Origin of the sequence: Flavobacterium sp. 90 (assembly GCF_004339525.1) — a bacterium.
Taxonomy (GTDB): Bacteria; Bacteroidota; Bacteroidia; order Flavobacteriales; family Flavobacteriaceae; genus Flavobacterium.
Genome location: NZ_SMGE01000001.1, coordinates 3,254,410 through 3,273,466, shown reverse-complemented (window position 1 = coordinate 3,273,466; position 19,057 = coordinate 3,254,410). Strand labels below are relative to the sequence as shown.

Below are 19,057 nucleotides of genomic sequence, written 5' to 3'. Positions count from 1 at the left end.
TTAGTAAGAAATATGCGTGATGTTTTTTTAAATAAATTATATATTAGCTAAAAGAGTTGCAAATATTATTTCAACTATTTTAAAAGATACTATTAATTCTATGAAATGGATAAAAAAATATTAAAAAAAAGTTTTTCAATAATAAAGCAATTAATCACGTTTATTAAAAAATCGCTAATGTCAAAAACAGATCTTAAAGCATTAAAAATCATAGAAGCTATTAAAATAGAAAATGTTACAATTGAATCGATAAAAAACACAATATGTGACGATATAAGTGACTGGAATAGATGTAGTGCCAAAGCATATAATATAAATCTTGAAAATGCTAAAAAACAGAGAAAAAAAGATCTATTGACTCCCGGTACTATTTCTGCATCAATTGGAGAAATACAAGATATTTTAGATGCAAATGATATTCTCGCTAAGTACGCTCTATTTATGTCTGTTTTTTCAACAAAGAGTGATGTGAATACAATAAAAGACTTAATAAAAGACTTACCTTCATCAGAATCTTTGCTAGTTGCATATATTGGTCTTGTTACAATGAATCCTAAAATGAGAATGCTTCAAAAAAAAGGTAGAATTGAAAAATTTGATCATTTTAAAGTCTTTGCAAAAATGGTTGATGCTGCGATTCTTTCTTACTATAGAGATAATTTTATTAGTTGCTATTTAACATTGTTGCCCTTTATAGAAGGTGTAATTATAAGATGGATGGGATACAAAGAAACAGATAAAAAACCTGAGTTTGATGAAATTAAAAAATTTTTCAAAAATTCATATATGCGACAACCATGTCCAAATAATCCTTTGTTTTATGATGTTTTTATTAAAGTATGTGATAAGATCTTAAAAGAACAATTCTATAGGGATACGCAAAAAAATGGAGATTCTCATGAAAATTTTAACAGACATGTTGCCTCACATTTACTTAATGATAAATCATTTGGGACTAAAGAAAATTGCATCCGATTATTTATATTACTTGATGCTATGACTGAAATATATTTATATGAAACGAAGATTCCTGACCCTCGCTTTGAATTGACGAATGAAGATATATTAGATGATTATGGTTTATTAAAAAAAATGCTATCTGAAAGATTAGAAGATAGTCCCGAAAATAAATTTTTGAATACAGATAAAATTTAACTTTGTCCTTTAAGAACGTTATTGTCATTTTGTAGCGGATAGTGAGATAGAAGTAAAAGAACAAAATTAGATATTCATCACCACTATTAGGATATGTGATATTTAAAATTTTTATCAAAAATCTTATCGTAATTCATTATGACTTTTGATAAAACTATTCGCATATCGTAAGTGGTGTGTTTTGATACATTGGTGTTAAAAGTTATTTCGATAGAAAATCGATTTTAAGCCTACTTCTGATAAGAAAAGTATATTTATCCTTTCCACCATCTAATATCTTGTTAAATAGCTTTATTTTGATTTCTTCGTCATTTATGTAATTCGAAAGCTTATTTGCAGAAGTTAATTTGGTATTTTTGACATGATTTTCCTTTGGATTTTCCAAAACTCGAATAATAAAGTTACGATTTATTAATGCATTTGTTGGGTTGTTTGATTTCTCTGCCATTAGTTCTAAAGTTGATTTTGAAATTTTCTAGTTTTAAATTCTTCTTCTCTGTGATCTTGAAGCATAATTTTTAATTCGTCTGAAAGCAGATAACCATCAGGTTTCCCATTTCTATCAATGAAAATAATTAGCTCTTTTGTGGAAATATTTTTCGCAAAAAGTCTCGTTCCTTCGGTTGCATTTTTTCGAGTCTCTTTTAAAATTTCATGTATTTCTTTTCGGATATAGTCGGCTGTAAATTGGCTGATAAATAAGTCTTGTAACTGCGCTTTGTTTCTTATGTAGTTTAAAGTTTTGAGATTCATAAAATATCTAGGTTTTGAATAGTTGATAGATTTGATTTATTGCTCGTTTTTTGATTGATGATTTTATTTTTTTCCCTTTTTCAGGAACTCACTTAATTCATGTATTCTTTTTGACGCTGATTTAAAAAAATCAATTTTTAAATTCAATTGAAAAATTTCTTGTTTTTTAGAATCAATGATTTCATTCAATTTTTCAATTTGTTTTTTCTGTTCTAAATATTTATCAACCGCAAAAAATAATATTTCGGGAGTAGTTTTGAAGTTCTGATCTTTTCCAATCTTTTCAAGTTGCTTTTGTTGTGATGCTGTAAAACTTCGTATATAGGTACTTTTCTTTATCATCTTGTTGAATATGTAGATTTTTTTTGAATAGATCCGCAGCTGCAGCTTTTCCAGGTTCGCAAAAAAATCTACTTTTTTTTTAAAGGTTAGTTATTTGTTCGTGAATCTCAGTAAAGTATTTTCTAGTAATGAATTTTTCGAATAAATTGCTAGACTCGTAGTCATTACAACATTGAAGCAGAATAATTGCTTCATGAATTTTGAGTTTAAAATTTGAGAGTGATTTGGCTTGATTTTCAATTTTCATTCTTAGCTTAAAAAAAAGTATTGTAGAAATATCTACAAACAAAACGTTCTTCATGTACTCATTATCAACTTGGTTATTTTGCAATTTATTGAGTGCTTTTAATCGCAATTGAACAACAACATTTTGAAGTATTAAAAAATCGTGCAAATTAATTTTCTTTAGTGTTATTGTTGTCATAGCCTTTTTGTTGCAATTAAATTCCCATTTTCATAGAACTGTATTACGTTGGTAATTTTAGCAAGCGTATGTTTTTCAAAGCGCCTTAACATGCTTTTTATAACAGATTCACTATTACGCTTGTTTTGGTTAATTGGCGACCACCATACTGCATTTTTTTCTTTTGTCTTGGTAAGTATTACCATTTTAATTTTAGATTTTTCGGGAGCAAATACTGGCATAATTAAAAATTGGTTAGATTAAAACTCAGATAAATTATATTGTAAAAAATCATCATCAAAAGCAACTTTACGGCTCATTTTTAGTGACTTTTCTAAAATCATTTGTGGTAATTTCTCTAAAAATTCTGATGGTAAATTATTCTCTACATAATCATACAATTGTGGCAGTGTAGTTTTGTCTTTAAAGAATCGATTTACTTCATTTTCGAATTTCTTAGCGTGATTAATGGTCGCTTTTCTGCGAACTGCATCAGCTTCACGCTTCTTTTTTAAAATCTCATATTTTGCTTTAGATTTTAAATGCTCACTATATTTTACCTTGGTGTATTCAAATCCTATTTCTTTAGAAGTTTTCCTTGTCATATCAAAATAATCAGCAGGAAACAAAGGATTTACATTACTATTTTTTACGAACCATTTCCTAGCCCACTCTATCCTCCATCGGAGCTCATGAATATCATCTACAATGGATTGTTTATTAAAAGCATCGCCTGTAAAGGCTATAAATTTATTTTGCATATAAAAATTGATTGCTTTTTTCCAAGAACCCGCAAACGGCGTACTATTTCTATAAATTTTAGATATGCTTTTGAAAAAATCTTGAATTATAAGTTCTCTGAAACTTTCTTTTGGCATTGTTCCGGAATAAGCTTCTTTAAACAAAATCCTAAGATCAATTGGTCTATAGTTGTTATATTCGTGATTAGAGAGATTAACAGCCAATTCTTGCGGATGCATTATCAGATTTTCAAGTTTTTCAGACAACGTATTTAAAACTTTAACATTTTCCGCGCCCCCACTGGTTGAAATTTCTTTATTGCAGGCTCGTGTTCTTGTAAAAAATAAATCAAAAGGCGTGACCGAAGGGAACTCCTTATCATGAGAAATGTTTTTAACATTCTCATTCATTTGATATTCATTTAAATCTGTTCTTGTATTCTCATTGTTATCAGGTAAAACATTCTCAATTTCAGAAGTAACTCGTTGATTTTCAGCAGTTGTTAATTTTGAGGTTTTGAGATCTAAAACAGTTAAAATTTCGCTATTTATGTGTACTTCAACAGGTCTGTTTTGACCTGAAAAATGATAATCAACAAAAACACCGCATTCTTCTAAACGTTGTCTATGGTTGCGTACAGTCTTTTTACAGAGGTCTAAACTAGTTACACCATTGCGTTGCAATGCAGTTACTAAAAATGAGTTAATTTTAAATTCCTCTATTGGTCTAATTGCCGTAACTCTCAATCGCATATACTGTTCATTACGTTTCATTAATTGCGAGTTATATAAATGCAAAAGATTCTGAAATACCAATTCTGTAGCGTATTTTACTGTTTGAATTTTCTTCTTTTCGATAATCAAACCGTGGTCTTTCATAAAAGCCTCTGCTTGCTCGTTATAGGCTCTAGGTTTAAGTAATTTACTTTTATGTAAAAAAACTTTTGAAAATTCTCTTTGTATATCGGTTAGTGTATTTTCGATTAAAAAATTTTTAACAAAAGCATTATGTTTTTCTGTTAACTCATTTTCTGCAATAGTTTTGAAGTTGTAAGCAGAAATATATTTTCGGTAGTTATCCATCGTAATACTAAATGCATCCAAACTAATTGCAGGATAAATAGCCATTATACGTTTTTCAGGTTGCAGGGAAATTGCAATGTTTGTTGCAATGTTATTTTCTTCTGTTTTCTTTTCAGTTGTATTACCAAAACCAAAAAGGTTAGATGCTAACGAAAAAACTTTGGAATCTAAACTTTGTTTACTCATAATTACTTTTTCTAACCTTTCAGCATCGGGCATTTACGCCCGAATGCGTCTAGGGATTTTCAGCTTTTGCTGGACGTATTTTTATGTTCTCTTTTTATTGAATTGAGTCGCTAAAAGTCTTTCGGTAACACTCTCTAGTGTCCAGTTTTCTAAAACCGTTTTCTTTTTAGCTTTTTTAGGTAATGGTTTTCCAAATTCATTATCAATACAAACAGCAAGTTCTTTCAGTTCCTCAGGGGAAAGAAAAATCTTTGCATTGTTGAATATTGATAATACTTTGGGATTCATTGAAGTTTATTTTTTTGAAAGCTTTTTACGTTTCAGAGCCATAGCTTTTTTAGCTTTAATCGTCTTATTTACTAGTTGCATGATTGCTAATTCTACAGTCTCGTTTTCACGAAAACCATTTGTTATCATACGAATACTATCGACAGAGAAATCTTTATTCTTCTCATTTTTAATGCCTAGCTTTTTTAAATGTGGCATCACTTTAGGTGTATATTGATGTCCTAGTATTTCAATAATTAGTTTTTTTTCCTTTTTAGAAATCATATCTCAAATTGTATTTGATAGTTATAGATTTTCTGCAATTCTTTAATATCCCTATTTTGTAAATCATCATCGTACGGCACAAAAACAGTTTTTATATTGGAGCTAAATCTTACCCCTGCTTTTCTTAATTTTTGATGCAAGCGATATCGTCTATTTTCTTTAGCTGTCCTTATGGATTTCCGTAAAACTTGGCACTCGTTTTGCATTACTTTTGACTATTAAGATTCCTACAAAAATTTAAAAATATTTGCAATGTGATTTTTACTATATTCGTGGTTATGTGCTCTAAGAGCATTTGTAATACATCTGTTATGTTTTAACGATGTAAATATAAACATATTTCTTTATAATAAACAAATTTCTTTACTATGACCGGTAATTTTTTAAAGGAAAAATTACAACTTCTTGACATTCAATTAGTTGATTTATCTAAAAATCTCCAAATAACTCCTCAAAGTTTGAATAGCAGATTCAAAACAAAGGATGTTACCATTAGTTTTTTGATTGAATTATGTGAAGCAGTAAAGAAAAGTCCTTATTACTTTCTAAAAGGAAGCGAATACGAAAAGTATTTTGTTTTAAACGATAGTGTTCTTAAAAGTGATGTTCCAACGGAAAATAGTAATGTTATTTCAGAAAAAGTAAAATTATTAGAAGAGCAAAATCAGCTATTAAAAGATAGTAAAGAACAATTGCAAGAAATGATCATTCTTTATAAAGAAAAAATTAAAAACTTAGAAAATAATACAACCGGAAACTCAGATAGAAGTCATATCGCCTAGCAATTTGCAGGTGGTTTGGAATAAAAGTTTAATAATCACAAAAAAGTAGTTTTTATTAACCTCAATAAACTAAAAATCTTTTCGATTTTCAAAAAACTCGCCATCACCGAAAATAAATTGACCATACCAAAAGCTTAAACTTTCAAAAGAAAAAAGATACACACAAAATTCATATATCTGAAGGTAATTTTACTGACACTCCCACACCATGTAATTTAGACCTCAAAGTATATGCAAAGACCCGAACAGAGCTACTAGCTTAAATATCACTTAACGAAAAAATATGAATAAGATTTTTTTAATTCTAGTTTTCACTTTACTCCTTGCTTTTATAATTTTTCTAATTTGGAATATTATTTTATTCAAGAAAAACATCAAACTAAACAAAGAAACTACTGAATACTTAGAATTGAAATACCAATTGCAATTCTATGTTGCTGTATTTTCTGTTTTAATTGGAGTTTTTACATTTTTAGGTTACAGTTCTTACAATGAAATTGTAGAAAAAGTTACACATGAAATATCAGAAAAAACAAAAGATACTTTAGAAGCATCTAAAAAAGAAATAACTAGAAAAATTGAATCTACTCAAAACGAATTATTTAAAATTGCTTTTGAAAATGAGCGAATCAAAGAATCAAATAAATCAATATTAGAAAACAATGAAAAAACGAATGATAGATTTTATCAACTATATAATCAATTCTTAAGCCTAAACAAAGAACTTTATAATTCAGAAAAGCAACTACAATCCCAAATTGACAACGTTAATAATGCAGAAAAAGATGTTGTAAATATTAAAAAAGATGTAGAAGAAATTAAGAAAATAGATTTTTTAAATCAGGTTTATTTAGTTACAGATATTTATTATCAAGAATCTCAAAAAGGATTAGACACTGTCTATTTTAAAAATTTAAAAACCATTAGTGGAAATAAATTACCAGATTTTTCAAACCCACCAAGCATAACCATTTCGCCATATCAAGGAGTACAATTAGCAATACAAGACGTAACAAAAGATTATTTTACAATTTACATGTGGACTAAGGGTAGTTGGGGAGAAGAAAAAACAAGCCACAAATATGATATTTTGCTTGTTTATAAAGAATCTGTAAAATAATTTGAATTGAACTTGGATCAAAATTTAGACCTTTAATTGACAATCAAAAATTTCATTATAATCAAGAACACTCAAACGAACACGATTTGTGTTTTTTTTAAATAAACAAGACATTGTAAACCTAAGAATTTAGTGAGGGTTAGGGTTCCCTTTCAAATTCATAACCCTGAGGTCACGGGTTCAACTCCCGTCCTCGCTACAAAAAACAAACCCCTAATCATCAATTGATTAGGGGTTTTTTATTGAGAATGACCACTCATTGTCTATAAAATTACAGTAAAGAACTTTAACTAATTAAGTTGTAACTCCAAATAATTAAATATCTTTAATACTTCTTAGAGACATCTTGTAATTTTCATATTAAAAAAAGCAAAAAAATTAATACGTTATAAATATGGATATAGTTAAATTTAAAATCACATCAAAAACGATAAAAGTAGAAGTACGAAATTCGAATAACTATGTTTTTAATTTTAATACTGCTTTAGAAATTGAAAAAGAAGATAAAGATGTTTTACTAAGACTTTATCATGCATTAGATCTTCTTTTTAAGAAAGAAACTCCACCTGAAGTAAAAAATTATATTTCGCCAAACCAAACTAATATTCTTGATCAGATTTCGGCCGTTGACGGTTTGGAAGAGGAGAAATAATATAGAATATTACTTAAAAAAAATTAAAACCATTAAGCAAGAACAATTGTCTTTAAAGCTTTATCTAAAATAAAAAAAACATATCTGCAAATTGCTGTTTCAAAAATATTTTCTTCTGTAATAAAATTAGTACTATATTAGCATTAACAAAATACTAATACATATTAAACCTCTCAAAAGCAAAGTCATAAAATCTGCTATATAATACTTAAGACATAGTAACTGTAGGCTTTTGAAACGGTAGTAATATTTAAAGATAAAGGACTAAATGGCAAAATTCATAACAGGAAATGACCTTGAAAAGGTCGTTTATGATATCATTTGGGAAGCAAAAAACATGCTTCTTATTGTTTCTCCTTATATAAAACTAGATGATTATTTTAAGAAATTATTTGACAAGCATGCAAATAATCCTAAAGTTCATCTTCTAATTGTTTTTGGCAAAAACGAAGAAGATGTAAGCAGAAGCTTAAGCAAAAATGACTTTGATTACTTCAAGAAATTCTTAAATGTTTCAATTATCTACGCTCCAAAACTGCATGCAAAATATTATGGCAACGAAATAAAAGGAGTAATTACATCAATTAATCTTTATGACTACTCTTTTAAAAACAATATAGAGTTTGGTGTTTACTCTGAGTCAAATCTCTTGAGTAGCTTTACAACGACAACAGATCAAGAGGCTTGGCTAACTAGCTTGGAAATCGCAAATGATAATGAGGCAGTTTTTATAAAGCGACCTCTTTATGAGAAAAAACTATTAAGCACATTACTTGGTAAAAACTATATAAAGTCAGAAATTCTACACGATACTACAGACAACTTTTACAATCGCTTTGTTAATTACAAACAAAATAAGTTAATAAAAAAAATTGCTGACTTTCCTGATGATTTAGAGTTAGGTTCAGAAAACACAATAAGACCCGAAAGAGAGGAAGAAAGCTTTACATTCGGTTTTTGCATTAGAACAGGCCAAAGAATCCCATTTAATCCTAAACGCCCATTTAGCGATGGAGCCTACAGAAGTTGGGTACAATTCGAAAACATGAATTATCGTGAAAATTTTTGTCATAAGACAGGGAAGGCTTCCTTTGGGAAGACATCAATGAGGAATCCCATTCTTTAATTTTTTCAACAACTGCTATCTATTTTTCTATCCTTTTCTAATCAAATAAATCAGAATTTCATCTTCTAGCTCTTTTGACAAATTCTCATATTCTAATTTATGCTGAAAATGTTTCTCAAACTTCCTCTTATAAGTTTCTGTTTTTAATTTACTATCGCAATAATCATCACAAATCCCTTTAGAAATATTTCAATTGGGATTTAGTTTTTTAAAACAACACGTAAAGATGTATTCTACAGATATCAAATGTGTTTTATCAACCCCTAGAAATTTCAACGAATTTTAAGTATCTTTGAATTATGAGCACATCTACAAAACCAAATCATATAGGGCGAAAAATTAGCCGTATTCGTGAACTGAAAGACATGAAACAAGAAGCTTTGGCACAAGCTTTAGGAACTAATCAACAGGCGATTTCGGCTATAGAAAATAGCGAAACTATTGATGAAGAAAAACTTATCGCTGTAGCAAAAGCGCTTGGTGTGACTGTAGAAGCAATTAAAAACTTTTCGGAAGAAGGAATGATTAATTATTTCAACAACTTTAGTGACAACACTATTAATGGTATTGTTAATGCTGGGACTAATTACAATTGTACATTCAATCCTTTAGATAAATTACTTGAATCAATTGAAGAAAACAAAAAACTTTACGAACGTTTACTACAAGCTGAAAAAGATAAAGTCGAATTTTTAGAAAAATTATTAAAAGACAAATAATATTGTTTTCTAAATCATTCTTATAAAAAAATGCGCAAATGTTTCTGACTTTGCGCATTTTTTTATTCACTTAAGTTTCAAATTTACTGAATGCCTTTCGCCAAAAAACAATTATTTTTTTAATTGCATTTCGAGCATCTCGCCATTCATTTTCCCTTTCAAAAACATTTGATTATTTGTTCTTATCAATTTACCTTTAAAATTATCTAATTTATCAGATGGATATCGCCAACGAATCGTAATAGAATCATTTTTTTCGTTAAGAAAATAGGTTCCAATATATCTGTATCTCCAATCATTAAAATCAAATGCTATTTCATCTTCAAGATCCATATAAACAGTTGTCAACACACTATCTTTTGGACTCTTTGCTTTTAGGGCAACATTGTCAATTTTTAAATTTTGGACTTGATATTTCCCGGTTAGCTGCGGATGTTTGTCTGGATAATTATAAATAAAATGAAAAAAAAGCGGCCAGATAAATAATGATATTCTGTATATGTTTTTATAATAATTTGGGATATTTATACTTTTACTTCCCTGTAAAGGCTGAAAAATAAAACCGATTAACCTTTTTGAATCCTGAGATAAAAAATAAAATACTCCTAACAATAATATTATACCATGTGATAATGGTCCCAATGGCATTTGATAAAAAATATCAAGACACGTTATAAAAACTAACATAGGAACTGCCAGCATTAATCCAAAAAGTCTAGTTCTTGAAAAAAGTAAAAGTACTGCGGTCAAAATTTGCAATAAAGCTATAAAAACGGTGAAAGGATACGAATATTTAAAGAATGCCCACACTAGAGTTTCTCCGGATAAACTACTAAATGGCGTGTCGAGTATACCTAACGGGACAATCATTTGCAGTCCTTCAATTTTATGAAAACCAAACATTATCAAATCCAGAGACATCGCATAAATAATCCGATGCTCTAATCTTGTTTTTAGATCGCTGCCATTAATCCCTTTTTCTTTTTCCATCGAATGCCACACGAAGGGCAAAATCAATGCTGCAATCAAAAATAAAATTGATATTCCAAGGAGAAAAGGAGGCGGAATCCAAGGAGAAAAATACTTAGTGGATAATCGTAAAAAGGTTGCACCTACAACCAAACCAAAGCATAAACCTAACCAAATTTTGGTTTTTAAAGATGTTGAATACATAATCTTGCTGTTTAAATTCTCAGCAAAAAAACATCTTCTTAAGGCTTGAGTCGTCCTGATGTACCCATTCAGACCTCTTTTGGGTTATTTTTTTTCATATACTCACTAGGCGTAAGTCCTGTTGTTTTCTTAAAAATATTATTAAAAGTTGACTTTGATGTAAATCCAGCCTCATAAGCAATACCAAGAATTGTTAAATGATTGTATTGCTTTTTTGTCAACATCTCTTTCACTTTTTCAATTCTGTAATTATTGATTAAAGCATAGAAATTCATATTATAACTATTATTTATCATGAAAGACACATCATTCATCGAAATTCCGACTTTACCCGCAAGTGAAGCCAAATTAATCTCAGAATCTGTAAACACCTCATCATTTTCTAGTAGATTGTTCAAAATTGACTTGTATTTTAATAATTCTTCTTCATTAAGTCGAGACGCAGGTTTTTCGGTTTGAAACCTAATATTGGGATATATAATATTTTCAAGCGTCGCGTTTTCATTTTTATCATTTAAAAAAACTTCTTTTTGTCTTAAAAGATTATAAACCATAAATAGGGTAAGTACTAAGTAAAAATAGGTACTAACCGAATTAAGGAAGCTGCTTTCTTTTATTTTCATGATCAGAAACAGAACTATTATAAAAAGCATCCATATCAATATGCTCTGCAGCCATTTTAAATCCCTTTCTTTTTTCTGAGATGAAAATAACAATATACCTTTTCTATGTCTTTTTAATAATTGATAAGACAAAATCCAATAAGCAATTAGTTGAACCGGCAATACAATACGCATTAAACCTCCCACAATACGACTGGCGCGTTCACCAATTAAATCAGAAGTATTTCCCAGCGAAAGAAAATAAGGTACAGATATCAAAAGAATAAAAACTAAAGTTGGTATAAAATGCAACACTTTTTTTCCAAGGCTTATTTTACTCAAATGTGTATAATACCAAATGCTTAAATAAAAACTTGGTGCAACAACAAATCGAGATAATTCAGAAACCGGAATAATGTACGGGAATTTTGTATCCAATCCTTCTTGCCAGATTATTTTACTCAACAATGCAAAACCAAGTGATACTAAAAAAATGCCAAACCAGAAATTTCCTCTTTTATTAAATGGCAAATAAAAAATTGCCAGCATCCCTATTAGGAAGCAGATTGCAACTGAAAATGAGTTAATAATAATCTCCGGCATGTAATAGTTTTTTTAATTTTATATATCAAATGTAAAATTTTAGACCTGATTTTAAACAGATCAGTTTTATAATTTCAAACTAATTATTGAATTCTTTATTTCTACACAAAAAAAACAAACCCTTAATCATTGAATGACTAAGGGTTTGTTGTTAACTATTTTAGAGAATATCAACAAATCATTTCTTTGTAAATATCTATAGACTCTTCTAGCCTTTTCTTATCAAATAAATCAGAATTTCATCTTCTAGCTCTTTTGATAAATTTTCATATTCTAATTTATGCTGAAAGTGTTTTTCAAACTTCCTCTTATACATTTCTGTTTTCAATTTACTATCACAATAATCATCACAAATCCCTTTGAATTTGTCATCTACTAAATATAAAATCTTCAAAGATTCTATATATTCCAGGAATTTTGCATTATATAACTCTTTAGGGACCGCCATAGTATATAATTTTTATAAAACAAATTGAATTCAAAACCACTAAATCGGAAAAATCAAAAACAATAAATCAACCGTTTAAATTTTTGCTCATAGAAAACGAAACAATACACTATTTTATATTTTTTATTAGAGAAAAATACTTCCATAAAATTAAGTCATATTGAAATTTAAAAAAACGATTTGCAATTCAACTCTGTTTCATATTATAAAATGAAACCTGAAAACTGTTTATTTATTTAAATGCAACATCAGAATCTCTGGAAAAATCGACAATGTTTAAAATTACGTTCTATAAATGACGATCTCCAAAAACAGAGAATCGCCTTATATAAAATTACTTTCATAAGAACATTCAACTTTTTATCCTCTCTAATTTCTAAAAAATGAAAATTTCTGCTTTAAACTAATGTAAAAAATGCGTTAAAATATCCTTCAAATTATAGTTTTTACCCAATAAAAAATACTTTTGTCAAACCAAAAAGTCCCACCTCATTTATACCTAATCTGAATGTTTGCTGATATGGATAACGAAAAATTTATTTTCTGTTTAGAAGGTGTTCCTGATGTAGATACGCATGTTGCAACACTAGTAGTCAAAAACTTAGAAGAAATCGCAATTGACCAAGGGATTTCGAGCATATATAAAACCTGCGATACAATTGAAGGTTTAGAAGAAAGTTTGAATATACTACTCTACGAAGATCATAATTTTAAGGATTATGAAATCATTTATTTAGTAATGCCAGGCGAACCTAATAACATTTGTCTTCACGATTATTATTACAGCCTCGAAGAAATTGCAGAATTATTTGAAGGAAAAATGAAAGGAAAAATCATTCATTTTGCCAATTTAAAAGTTTTGGATTTAAAGGATGATGAAGCTCAATATTTTCTGGACATTACAGGCGCACGAGCAATTTCTGGTTATGGATCTTCTTATAATAAAATAGCGAGCAGCAGCACGATCGACAAAGCTTTTTTTAGTTTATATCAAGAGAATGATGATATTACTGAGGTTGTCGAAGAACTGTATCAGAAACATTATGCTTTGTGCAAATTACTCGATTTTAGACTGTACTATTAAACAATGGAAACAAACGAAAAAATAAAAACGTATGGCGCTAAGGGATTTCGCGAAAAGTTTCTTGGTATAGAAAATCCTATCCATAAACTTTTCAAAACAAATTCCGATCATTTTTTTTGTTTGAAGATGGAAGAAATAATGCAGCTTCAATATCCTGTTCCGCCTTCTAAACACGATTGCCATACTTTAATTTTTATCACTTCAGGAACTCATATTATAAAATTAGGTTTTGAGGAATGTCAGACCAATCAAAACGAAATCATTGTGGTTCCCGCTGGTCAAATTTTTTCGGTTGAACATATTAATAGTAAACACAGCGGTTTTATTTGCCAGTTTCATCCTGATGTTTTAATTGGGAAATATGGAAATCGAGACATCATAAATGATTTTGGTTTTCTGAAAATATCCGGAAATCCCAAAATTATTCTTTCCGAAAAAGATGCTCCTTTTATCAATAATATTTTAACGCGTCTCCAGATAGAATATCTTGAAGCCGAAACGATAAATTTAGATCTGATACAAACTTATTTGGTGACTTTGTTTTGCGAAATGAATAGAAACGCTGTCAAAATTCCTAAAGAAGGAACTGCCGCTGAGGTTCTTTCGGCAAAATTCAAAGAGCTTATTTATCCGAATATTAAAATAAACCATCAGGTCAATTATTATGCTTCAATACTAAATGTTACGCCAAATCATTTGAACAAATCGGTTAAGGCGGCAACAGGCAAATCTGCAACGTCTTGGATTGATGAGACCATTTTACTTGAAGCCAAATATTTACTCTATCAAACTACACTTTCGATAAGCGAAATAGCAATGTTGGTTGGGCATGAGGATCAATCTTACTTTAGCCGTTTCTTTAAAAAACACGAATCGATAAGTCCGATTCAATATCGAAAAATGATTGATAAGTCCTAATTATTGATTATAGAATCCTACCAACTCCAAAAGCATTTGTTGAAATTTGCTCCGTAAAAAAATGAGCAAATTATGATTTATGTTTTTAAAACTTCCGTTAATACAAAATTGAAATTAGAGTTCGCAAACGCATTACTTTATGAATTGTTACCCAATTCTTTATGGAATTTTGATCTCGAAGATTGTGATAATATATTAAGAATCGACAGTGAGAATGAAATAACAGAAACAATGCTAAAAAACGACATTTTTGATTGTGTCGAATTAGAATAATCCCTTTTGCCTTCAACCCAACCTCAACCAAGTATTATGGAAACTGTATTACAACAAAACAAAACTTTTGACACAATTGATTATTCTGATCAAAAATTATCAGAGAACGAATTTATAAATTGCGAGTTCGTCAATTGCAATTTTTCGAAAAGTGATTTTAGCTATATTGACTTTTTAGATTGTACGTTTAAAAACTGTAATCTTTCTTTAGCGAGTTTAAAAAGTACTGGATTAAAGAACATTACTTTTATTGGTTGTAAATTAATGGGACTTGATTTCAGTTCGAGTAATAGCTTTCTGTTTTCGATGAATTTTCAGGATTGCCTTCTTGATTACTCGACTTTCATTTACAAAAAATTAAAGAAAACAAACTTCATCGATTGCTCTTTAAAAGATGTAGATTTTTCTAATACTGATTTATCTCTGGCAATTTTCAAGAATTGCGATCTTGCAAATGCGACTTTTGTAGATGTAAATCTAGAGAAAACCGATTTCAGAACTTCTCGCAATTATGCTTTTGATCCTTCTGAAAACAAAATCAAAAGAACTAAAGTTTCTAATTCGGCGCTTGCAGGATTACTTGAAAAATTTGATTTGGATATTGAGTGAATGGATTGTGTTGAGATGGCACGCGGATGACGCGGATTCACTTCGTGAAAACACGGATTTACACGGTTTTTTTTCTTTTTGTTTTACGCACAAAACCTTTGTAAAAGTTTAAAACTTTGACAAAGGTCTGCAGGCAATCATTGATTTTAGTTGATTACTCAAATTACGGACTTCGACTTCGCTCAGTCTGACAAAAAATGCGCATAAATCAGGAAATAATAAAATCCGCGTTTTCACGAAGTGAATCCGTTTAATCCGCGTGCCAATTTATACGCAACAATAAAAAACAAAAGAGGGATACAAAAACTGCATCCCTCTCTTTCTAAAAACCAACCGAATAAAAATTTATTTTAACCAAAGCGGATCTCCAATTCCGTTATCTTTTAGAGTTTGGTTTCCTACTTTAAAATTATCATTTGCAGGATCTGCAAATTGAGGATTTGCCGTTGTGCCTGAAGCATCAACTTTATTATTTGTAATCGCAGCATCCATAAAACTTGGTGCCTGATAATAATAATTGTTATTAAATATCGGTAAATCAGTACTTGGCTGATTGGTGAAAATTGCTGTCGTCGATGCAATCAAAGTGTTTCTTACTGTTGACTTATTAGATGCAAATCGAAGATATAAGATCCTTTTTGGCGCTACAGTATTTGATACATTATACAAAGTACAACCATCAATTAATACATTTGTTGTTAAACCGGTTCCTGAAAAACCTTTAGGAGAAGCTACAGCATCAACACGAACAAAATCACGCCCGATTGAGCAAGAATTAAACGTACTGTTTTTCAAAACTATGCTTGCGATGTATGTATTTCTAAAGTCGATAAAATCTGCTTGCGAATTGGTATTTACATTTTTAACAATGCTATTTTCCACGGTAAATGACGTTACTTTTGATGTGGCAGCATTTCCATATACTAAGGCTCTCAAATAATCACGAATATTACAACCGCTTATTAAAATATCTCCATAAATTGTATTAGCGTCAGAGACTGTGATAAAATTACTATCTCCAGCGGTCGATCCTTCTAAATCTAAATCTATCAATGAAAGATTACTAACGCCTGTATTTACTGTAAACTTAACATGTAATTTTGGTTTATCTCCTGCGCGAAGTCCTCTTATTGTTATGGTTTTATTTAAATCTATATCTCCTTTATATACGCTATAATCTCCCGGCATTAATACCAATATTGAATTTGCAGGAGCCGCAGCAATCGCAGCATTCAAATCATCAGTAGGTTGTACTAAAATTCCGGTTCCAATATCAATTCCGGTTTTAAATGTTCTAAGACCTCTTGTTTTTGTTCCATTTACTAACGTAGCAGTATAAGATGTTTCACCCGTTAATCCTGTCACAATTGCAACTCCTGCTGTTTTTTCTGCTGGTGTAATTGTGTGTGTAATATTGCCTGGAGCAACCGTAATTTGCGTTACAGTACTATTTGGAGTCCATCTTAAAGTAACTTTTGTTGCTTCGATATCAGCATCTGCAATTGGCAACAATATCTGTTCTGTTAAAGTTTTTGCCGTAACAACTGACCATTTAGAATCTGCTAATCCTTTTGCACTTACGCCTTTTACTCGTATTGAATATACAGTTTCTCCTTCTAAAGGAACCGTTATTGGAAGTTCTTTAGGTGCAACTTTAAGTGTTTTGTAAATCGTTTTAAAATCGGCATCATCTGCACTAAATTCTACTGTATAATAATCTACATCGTCTTTTACAGTCCAATTTAATTCTACCGAAGTTTGATTTCTAACGATAGCTTTAAGCTCGATTGGAGAAAAGACTCTATTTGCTCCTATATCTTCTAATACTGCTTCATTGTAACTTTCGCAACCGGCAACTATCAATAAAAACATAGCCAGCAAGCCTTTCAATATATATTTTGCTTTCATAATTATAAACTATAATTTATTTGTTAATTGTATTAGTTACCAAAAACCCAGTCGTTTGTTAATTGACCATTACTCGCATCAATAAACGTTTGCCAAATTGGCCAAAACTGTCTTTTATCCGGATTTACTCCCGCTTTATACAATGTGGTTATTTTAGCATCTTCTAATTTATCCCAACTTTTCGAAATATATCCTGCCGGAGCTTGGGTTTCGCCTCTATTCAATCCGTAAATATCCAAGGTAGTCTGATCGTCTTTATATTTATAATATAATGTCGAAGGCACATCCTGATATTTTCCGGTACGCGCTTTAAGATTAGCCATTTTATCTTTGGCTTCGTCTAATTTTTCTTTAAGTAAATTCCATCGTATTAAAGCAAACTTACGCTCCATTTCTCCAGTAAATTCATATTTATTTTCATCAACAATAGCATTCATCATTGCTGTTTTACTTGTCAATGCGTCTACATAAGCATCTACTTGCACAGCGTGATTTGCTGGAGCAAAAGCTCTACGACGAATTTCTTTCAAGTAAACTGCAGCAGATCCCGGACCTTCTAATTCGTTTGCGGTTTCGGCAGCAATTAAAAGTACTTCTGCATAACGCATGTAGATTTTATTTACACCATCGTCATTTGGCGCAGTAACAATTCGGTTCATCCATTCAAAACGATATTTACCAAAATACCAAGTTTGTAAATCTGTAAGTTCCTGTTTTGATTTACCACTTACTGCAGCTCCCCATTTATAAGGAACACAAGTAACATCTCTACGGGTATCAGTTTGCTCATAGTCATAAAAAACAAATGGCAACGGTCCGTTTACACCGCCTTTATTTGCGCCCATTTGTTGAAATTGATCCATAGCATCATGTCTCACAGCAAAAGTAAATAGCACTCTTCCTCGTGTAGCTGCAAAAGGAATTTCCCAAAGAGATTCTCCACCGGCTGCTAAATTCTCCTGATTGTATTTTCTCCATAAACCTTCAAAAGTTGGTTCTAAATGTGCTGAACCACTCGCAATAACAGAACGACATTCCGCCAATGCCAACTTATACATATTGGCTACGGAAAGTTCCGGATCTGTACTTCTTCTAACTCCATCAGAATATTGTTGATATCCACTTGCCATCATAGCCAAACGAGCTCTAAGACTTTTTACAAAAGCTTTGTTTATGCGTTCTGTACTAGTGGTTGCTGATGATCCATTTGGCCACGCTACTAATGTTGAAGCTTCGCCTAAATCAGCAATTAATTGTTTGTAAATTACATCACGACTTGTTTTAGGAATATAAATAGTTGCGGTTGCAACTGGCTCAAAACGTGCTGGAACATCTCCCCAATTTCTAACCAAATCAGCATAATAAATAGCACGTAATGTTAATGCTTCTCCTAATAAATGTCCTAATTCATTATCTGATTTCGGATTTCCATACATACGCAAACCTCTGATACATAAATTAGCACGCTCAATTCCTTCGTACATCATTGCCCAGGCATTTTTTGGCGAGTTCATTTCTGTGTTATCAGCTTTAGCATCATAAACAACCAAGTCTGATTTGGCATTATCACTAGAAGATGCCAAAAGCCATTCACTATCTGTGTTTAATCCTTGGTATGTCAAAAGTCTTCCTCTATAAGATTGTTCTTCTCCAAAAGATACTTTTATTCCATCAACAGCTCCTTGTGCCAACTCAGCATTAGAAAAAATAAGTTCATCTCCTAATGTTGATTGTGCAGGAGTATCAAAGAAGTCATCAGCAAAATCCTGACACGAAGTCAATAAACCTGAGATAATCAATGCTGTTATTATTACTTTATATTTCAT

General features: G+C 30.4%; 23 protein-coding genes. 10 read left to right on the top strand and 13 right to left on the bottom strand.

Annotation, left to right across the window (positions count from 1 at the left end; all coding sequences use genetic code 11):
* The first annotated feature begins 177 nt into the window (after positions 1-177).
* The gene (locus C8C83_RS13550) at positions 178-1,155 is read left to right on the top strand and encodes a hypothetical protein (RefSeq protein WP_132011778.1); all 978 of its coding nucleotides are present in this window, start codon (positions 178-180) and stop codon (positions 1,153-1,155) included.
* Positions 1,156-1,357: 202 nt separating this feature from the next.
* Here C8C83_RS13550 and C8C83_RS13545 read toward each other — a convergent pair whose 3' ends face one another.
* From C8C83_RS13545 to C8C83_RS13510, 8 genes are all read right to left on the bottom strand, one after another.
* Positions 1,358-1,603, bottom strand: a complete 246-nt coding sequence (locus C8C83_RS13545; RefSeq protein ID WP_121329024.1) for a hypothetical protein — start codon at positions 1,601-1,603, stop codon at positions 1,358-1,360.
* A gap of 5 nt (positions 1,604-1,608) precedes the next feature.
* Positions 1,609-1,908 carry a hypothetical protein gene (locus C8C83_RS13540; RefSeq protein ID WP_121329023.1) on the bottom strand — a complete coding sequence of 100 codons (300 nt, stop codon included), beginning with the start codon at positions 1,906-1,908 and terminating at the stop codon, positions 1,609-1,611.
* Positions 1,909-1,971: 63 nt separating this feature from the next.
* Positions 1,972-2,250 carry a hypothetical protein gene (locus C8C83_RS13535; protein ID WP_121329022.1) on the bottom strand — a complete coding sequence of 93 codons (279 nt, stop codon included), beginning with the start codon at positions 2,248-2,250 and terminating at the stop codon, positions 1,972-1,974.
* A 79-nt stretch (positions 2,251-2,329) separates the two neighbouring features.
* Entirely contained in the window at positions 2,330-2,674 is a 345-nt protein-coding gene (locus C8C83_RS13530; protein WP_121329021.1) for a hypothetical protein, read from the bottom strand.
* Complete coding sequence (locus C8C83_RS13525; RefSeq protein ID WP_121329020.1) at positions 2,671-2,895, bottom strand: hypothetical protein; 225 nt, start codon at positions 2,893-2,895, stop codon at positions 2,671-2,673. The genes C8C83_RS13530 and C8C83_RS13525 overlap by 4 nt, the downstream gene beginning before the upstream one ends.
* Before the next feature lie 18 nt (positions 2,896-2,913).
* Positions 2,914-4,662, bottom strand: a complete 1,749-nt coding sequence (locus C8C83_RS13520) for a hypothetical protein (RefSeq protein ID WP_132011777.1) — start codon at positions 4,660-4,662, stop codon at positions 2,914-2,916.
* Positions 4,663-4,743: 81 nt separating this feature from the next.
* Positions 4,744-4,950: a hypothetical protein gene (locus tag C8C83_RS13515; RefSeq protein ID WP_121329018.1), complete on the bottom strand. Its 207-nt coding sequence runs from the start codon at positions 4,948-4,950 to the stop codon at positions 4,744-4,746.
* 6 nt (positions 4,951-4,956) lie between these two features.
* On the bottom strand, positions 4,957-5,214 hold the full coding sequence (locus tag C8C83_RS13510; protein WP_132011776.1) for a hypothetical protein: 258 nt from the start codon (positions 5,212-5,214) through the stop codon (positions 4,957-4,959).
* A 368-nt stretch (positions 5,215-5,582) separates the two neighbouring features.
* Here C8C83_RS13510 and C8C83_RS13505 point away from each other — a divergent pair, with 368 nt between their 5' ends.
* The 5 genes from C8C83_RS13505 to C8C83_RS13485 all read left to right on the top strand — a co-directional run bounded on the left by C8C83_RS13505 (position 5,583) and on the right by C8C83_RS13485 (position 9,613).
* Positions 5,583-5,996, top strand: coding sequence for a hypothetical protein (locus C8C83_RS13505; RefSeq protein ID WP_121329015.1), 414 nt, complete (start codon positions 5,583-5,585; stop codon positions 5,994-5,996).
* 283 nt (positions 5,997-6,279) lie between these two features.
* On the top strand, positions 6,280-7,116 hold the full coding sequence (locus C8C83_RS13500; protein WP_121329014.1) for a hypothetical protein: 837 nt from the start codon (positions 6,280-6,282) through the stop codon (positions 7,114-7,116).
* A 394-nt stretch (positions 7,117-7,510) separates the two neighbouring features.
* A complete protein-coding gene (locus C8C83_RS13495) occupies positions 7,511-7,768 on the top strand; it encodes a hypothetical protein (protein WP_121329013.1) in 258 nt (85 codons plus the stop codon).
* A 268-nt stretch (positions 7,769-8,036) separates the two neighbouring features.
* Positions 8,037-8,894 carry a phospholipase D family protein gene (locus C8C83_RS13490; RefSeq protein ID WP_121329012.1) on the top strand — a complete coding sequence of 286 codons (858 nt, stop codon included), beginning with the start codon at positions 8,037-8,039 and terminating at the stop codon, positions 8,892-8,894.
* Positions 8,895-9,193: 299 nt separating this feature from the next.
* Positions 9,194-9,613, top strand: coding sequence for a helix-turn-helix transcriptional regulator (locus C8C83_RS13485; RefSeq protein ID WP_121329011.1), 420 nt, complete (start codon positions 9,194-9,196; stop codon positions 9,611-9,613).
* Between the two features lie 111 nt (positions 9,614-9,724).
* On the opposite strand, the gene C8C83_RS13480 is transcribed toward C8C83_RS13485, so the two are convergent.
* From C8C83_RS13480 to C8C83_RS13470, 3 genes are all read right to left on the bottom strand, one after another.
* Positions 9,725-10,786 (bottom strand): hypothetical protein, encoded by a 1,062-nt coding sequence (locus tag C8C83_RS13480; protein ID WP_121329010.1) that lies wholly within the window; start codon positions 10,784-10,786, stop codon positions 9,725-9,727.
* A gap of 68 nt (positions 10,787-10,854) precedes the next feature.
* Positions 10,855-11,991 carry a helix-turn-helix domain-containing protein gene (locus tag C8C83_RS13475; RefSeq protein ID WP_121329009.1) on the bottom strand — a complete coding sequence of 379 codons (1,137 nt, stop codon included), beginning with the start codon at positions 11,989-11,991 and terminating at the stop codon, positions 10,855-10,857.
* A 208-nt stretch (positions 11,992-12,199) separates the two neighbouring features.
* Positions 12,200-12,439 (bottom strand): hypothetical protein, encoded by a 240-nt coding sequence (locus C8C83_RS13470; protein WP_121329008.1) that lies wholly within the window; start codon positions 12,437-12,439, stop codon positions 12,200-12,202.
* 520 nt (positions 12,440-12,959) lie between these two features.
* Between C8C83_RS13470 and C8C83_RS13465 the strand changes: the two genes are divergently transcribed.
* The 4 genes from C8C83_RS13465 (at position 12,960) to C8C83_RS13450 (ending at position 15,323) form a co-directional block, all read left to right on the top strand.
* Positions 12,960-13,523, top strand: coding sequence for a DUF6642 family protein (locus tag C8C83_RS13465; RefSeq protein ID WP_121330041.1), 564 nt, complete (start codon positions 12,960-12,962; stop codon positions 13,521-13,523).
* Between the two features lie 3 nt (positions 13,524-13,526).
* On the top strand, positions 13,527-14,441 hold the full coding sequence (locus tag C8C83_RS13460) for a helix-turn-helix domain-containing protein (RefSeq protein WP_121329007.1): 915 nt from the start codon (positions 13,527-13,529) through the stop codon (positions 14,439-14,441).
* Between the two features lie 108 nt (positions 14,442-14,549).
* A complete protein-coding gene (locus tag C8C83_RS13455) occupies positions 14,550-14,714 on the top strand; it encodes a hypothetical protein (protein WP_233566073.1) in 165 nt (54 codons plus the stop codon).
* A 36-nt stretch (positions 14,715-14,750) separates the two neighbouring features.
* Positions 14,751-15,323 (top strand): pentapeptide repeat-containing protein, encoded by a 573-nt coding sequence (locus C8C83_RS13450; protein WP_121329005.1) that lies wholly within the window; start codon positions 14,751-14,753, stop codon positions 15,321-15,323.
* A 345-nt stretch (positions 15,324-15,668) separates the two neighbouring features.
* Here C8C83_RS13450 and C8C83_RS13445 read toward each other — a convergent pair whose 3' ends face one another.
* Together C8C83_RS13445 and C8C83_RS13440 are read right to left on the bottom strand one after the other, a co-directional pair.
* The gene (locus C8C83_RS13445) at positions 15,669-17,231 is read right to left on the bottom strand and encodes a DUF4957 domain-containing protein (RefSeq protein ID WP_121329004.1); all 1,563 of its coding nucleotides are present in this window, start codon (positions 17,229-17,231) and stop codon (positions 15,669-15,671) included.
* 32 nt (positions 17,232-17,263) lie between these two features.
* Positions 17,264-19,057 carry a RagB/SusD family nutrient uptake outer membrane protein gene (locus C8C83_RS13440; RefSeq protein ID WP_121329003.1) on the bottom strand — a complete coding sequence of 598 codons (1,794 nt, stop codon included), beginning with the start codon at positions 19,055-19,057 and terminating at the stop codon, positions 17,264-17,266.

Coding starts and splice junctions, on each gene's coding strand:
- C8C83_RS13465 (WP_121330041.1), top strand. CDS start 12,960: ATGGATAACGAAAAATTTATTTTCTGTTTAGAAGGTGTTCCTGATGTA.
- C8C83_RS13540 (WP_121329023.1), bottom strand. CDS start 1,908: ATGAATCTCAAAACTTTAAACTACATAAGAAACAAAGCGCAGTTACAA.
- C8C83_RS13520 (WP_132011777.1), bottom strand. CDS start 4,662: ATGAGTAAACAAAGTTTAGATTCCAAAGTTTTTTCGTTAGCATCTAAC.
- C8C83_RS13485 (WP_121329011.1), top strand. CDS start 9,194: ATGAGCACATCTACAAAACCAAATCATATAGGGCGAAAAATTAGCCGT.
- C8C83_RS13475 (WP_121329009.1), bottom strand. CDS start 11,991: ATGCCGGAGATTATTATTAACTCATTTTCAGTTGCAATCTGCTTCCTA.
- C8C83_RS13490 (WP_121329012.1), top strand. CDS start 8,037: ATGGCAAAATTCATAACAGGAAATGACCTTGAAAAGGTCGTTTATGAT.
- C8C83_RS13440 (WP_121329003.1), bottom strand. CDS start 19,057: ATGAAATATAAAGTAATAATAACAGCATTGATTATCTCAGGTTTATTG.
- C8C83_RS13450 (WP_121329005.1), top strand. CDS start 14,751: ATGGAAACTGTATTACAACAAAACAAAACTTTTGACACAATTGATTAT.
- C8C83_RS13470 (WP_121329008.1), bottom strand. CDS start 12,439: ATGGCGGTCCCTAAAGAGTTATATAATGCAAAATTCCTGGAATATATA.
- C8C83_RS13530 (WP_121329021.1), bottom strand. CDS start 2,674: ATGACAACAATAACACTAAAGAAAATTAATTTGCACGATTTTTTAATA.
- C8C83_RS13500 (WP_121329014.1), top strand. CDS start 6,280: ATGAATAAGATTTTTTTAATTCTAGTTTTCACTTTACTCCTTGCTTTT.
- C8C83_RS13535 (WP_121329022.1), bottom strand. CDS start 2,250: ATGATAAAGAAAAGTACCTATATACGAAGTTTTACAGCATCACAACAA.
- C8C83_RS13505 (WP_121329015.1), top strand. CDS start 5,583: ATGACCGGTAATTTTTTAAAGGAAAAATTACAACTTCTTGACATTCAA.
- C8C83_RS13545 (WP_121329024.1), bottom strand. CDS start 1,603: ATGGCAGAGAAATCAAACAACCCAACAAATGCATTAATAAATCGTAAC.
- C8C83_RS13510 (WP_132011776.1), bottom strand. CDS start 5,214: ATGATTTCTAAAAAGGAAAAAAAACTAATTATTGAAATACTAGGACAT.
- C8C83_RS13480 (WP_121329010.1), bottom strand. CDS start 10,786: ATGTATTCAACATCTTTAAAAACCAAAATTTGGTTAGGTTTATGCTTT.
- C8C83_RS13525 (WP_121329020.1), bottom strand. CDS start 2,895: ATGCCAGTATTTGCTCCCGAAAAATCTAAAATTAAAATGGTAATACTT.
- C8C83_RS13515 (WP_121329018.1), bottom strand. CDS start 4,950: ATGAATCCCAAAGTATTATCAATATTCAACAATGCAAAGATTTTTCTT.
- C8C83_RS13460 (WP_121329007.1), top strand. CDS start 13,527: ATGGAAACAAACGAAAAAATAAAAACGTATGGCGCTAAGGGATTTCGC.
- C8C83_RS13550 (WP_132011778.1), top strand. CDS start 178: ATGTCAAAAACAGATCTTAAAGCATTAAAAATCATAGAAGCTATTAAA.
- C8C83_RS13495 (WP_121329013.1), top strand. CDS start 7,511: ATGGATATAGTTAAATTTAAAATCACATCAAAAACGATAAAAGTAGAA.
- C8C83_RS13445 (WP_121329004.1), bottom strand. CDS start 17,231: ATGAAAGCAAAATATATATTGAAAGGCTTGCTGGCTATGTTTTTATTG.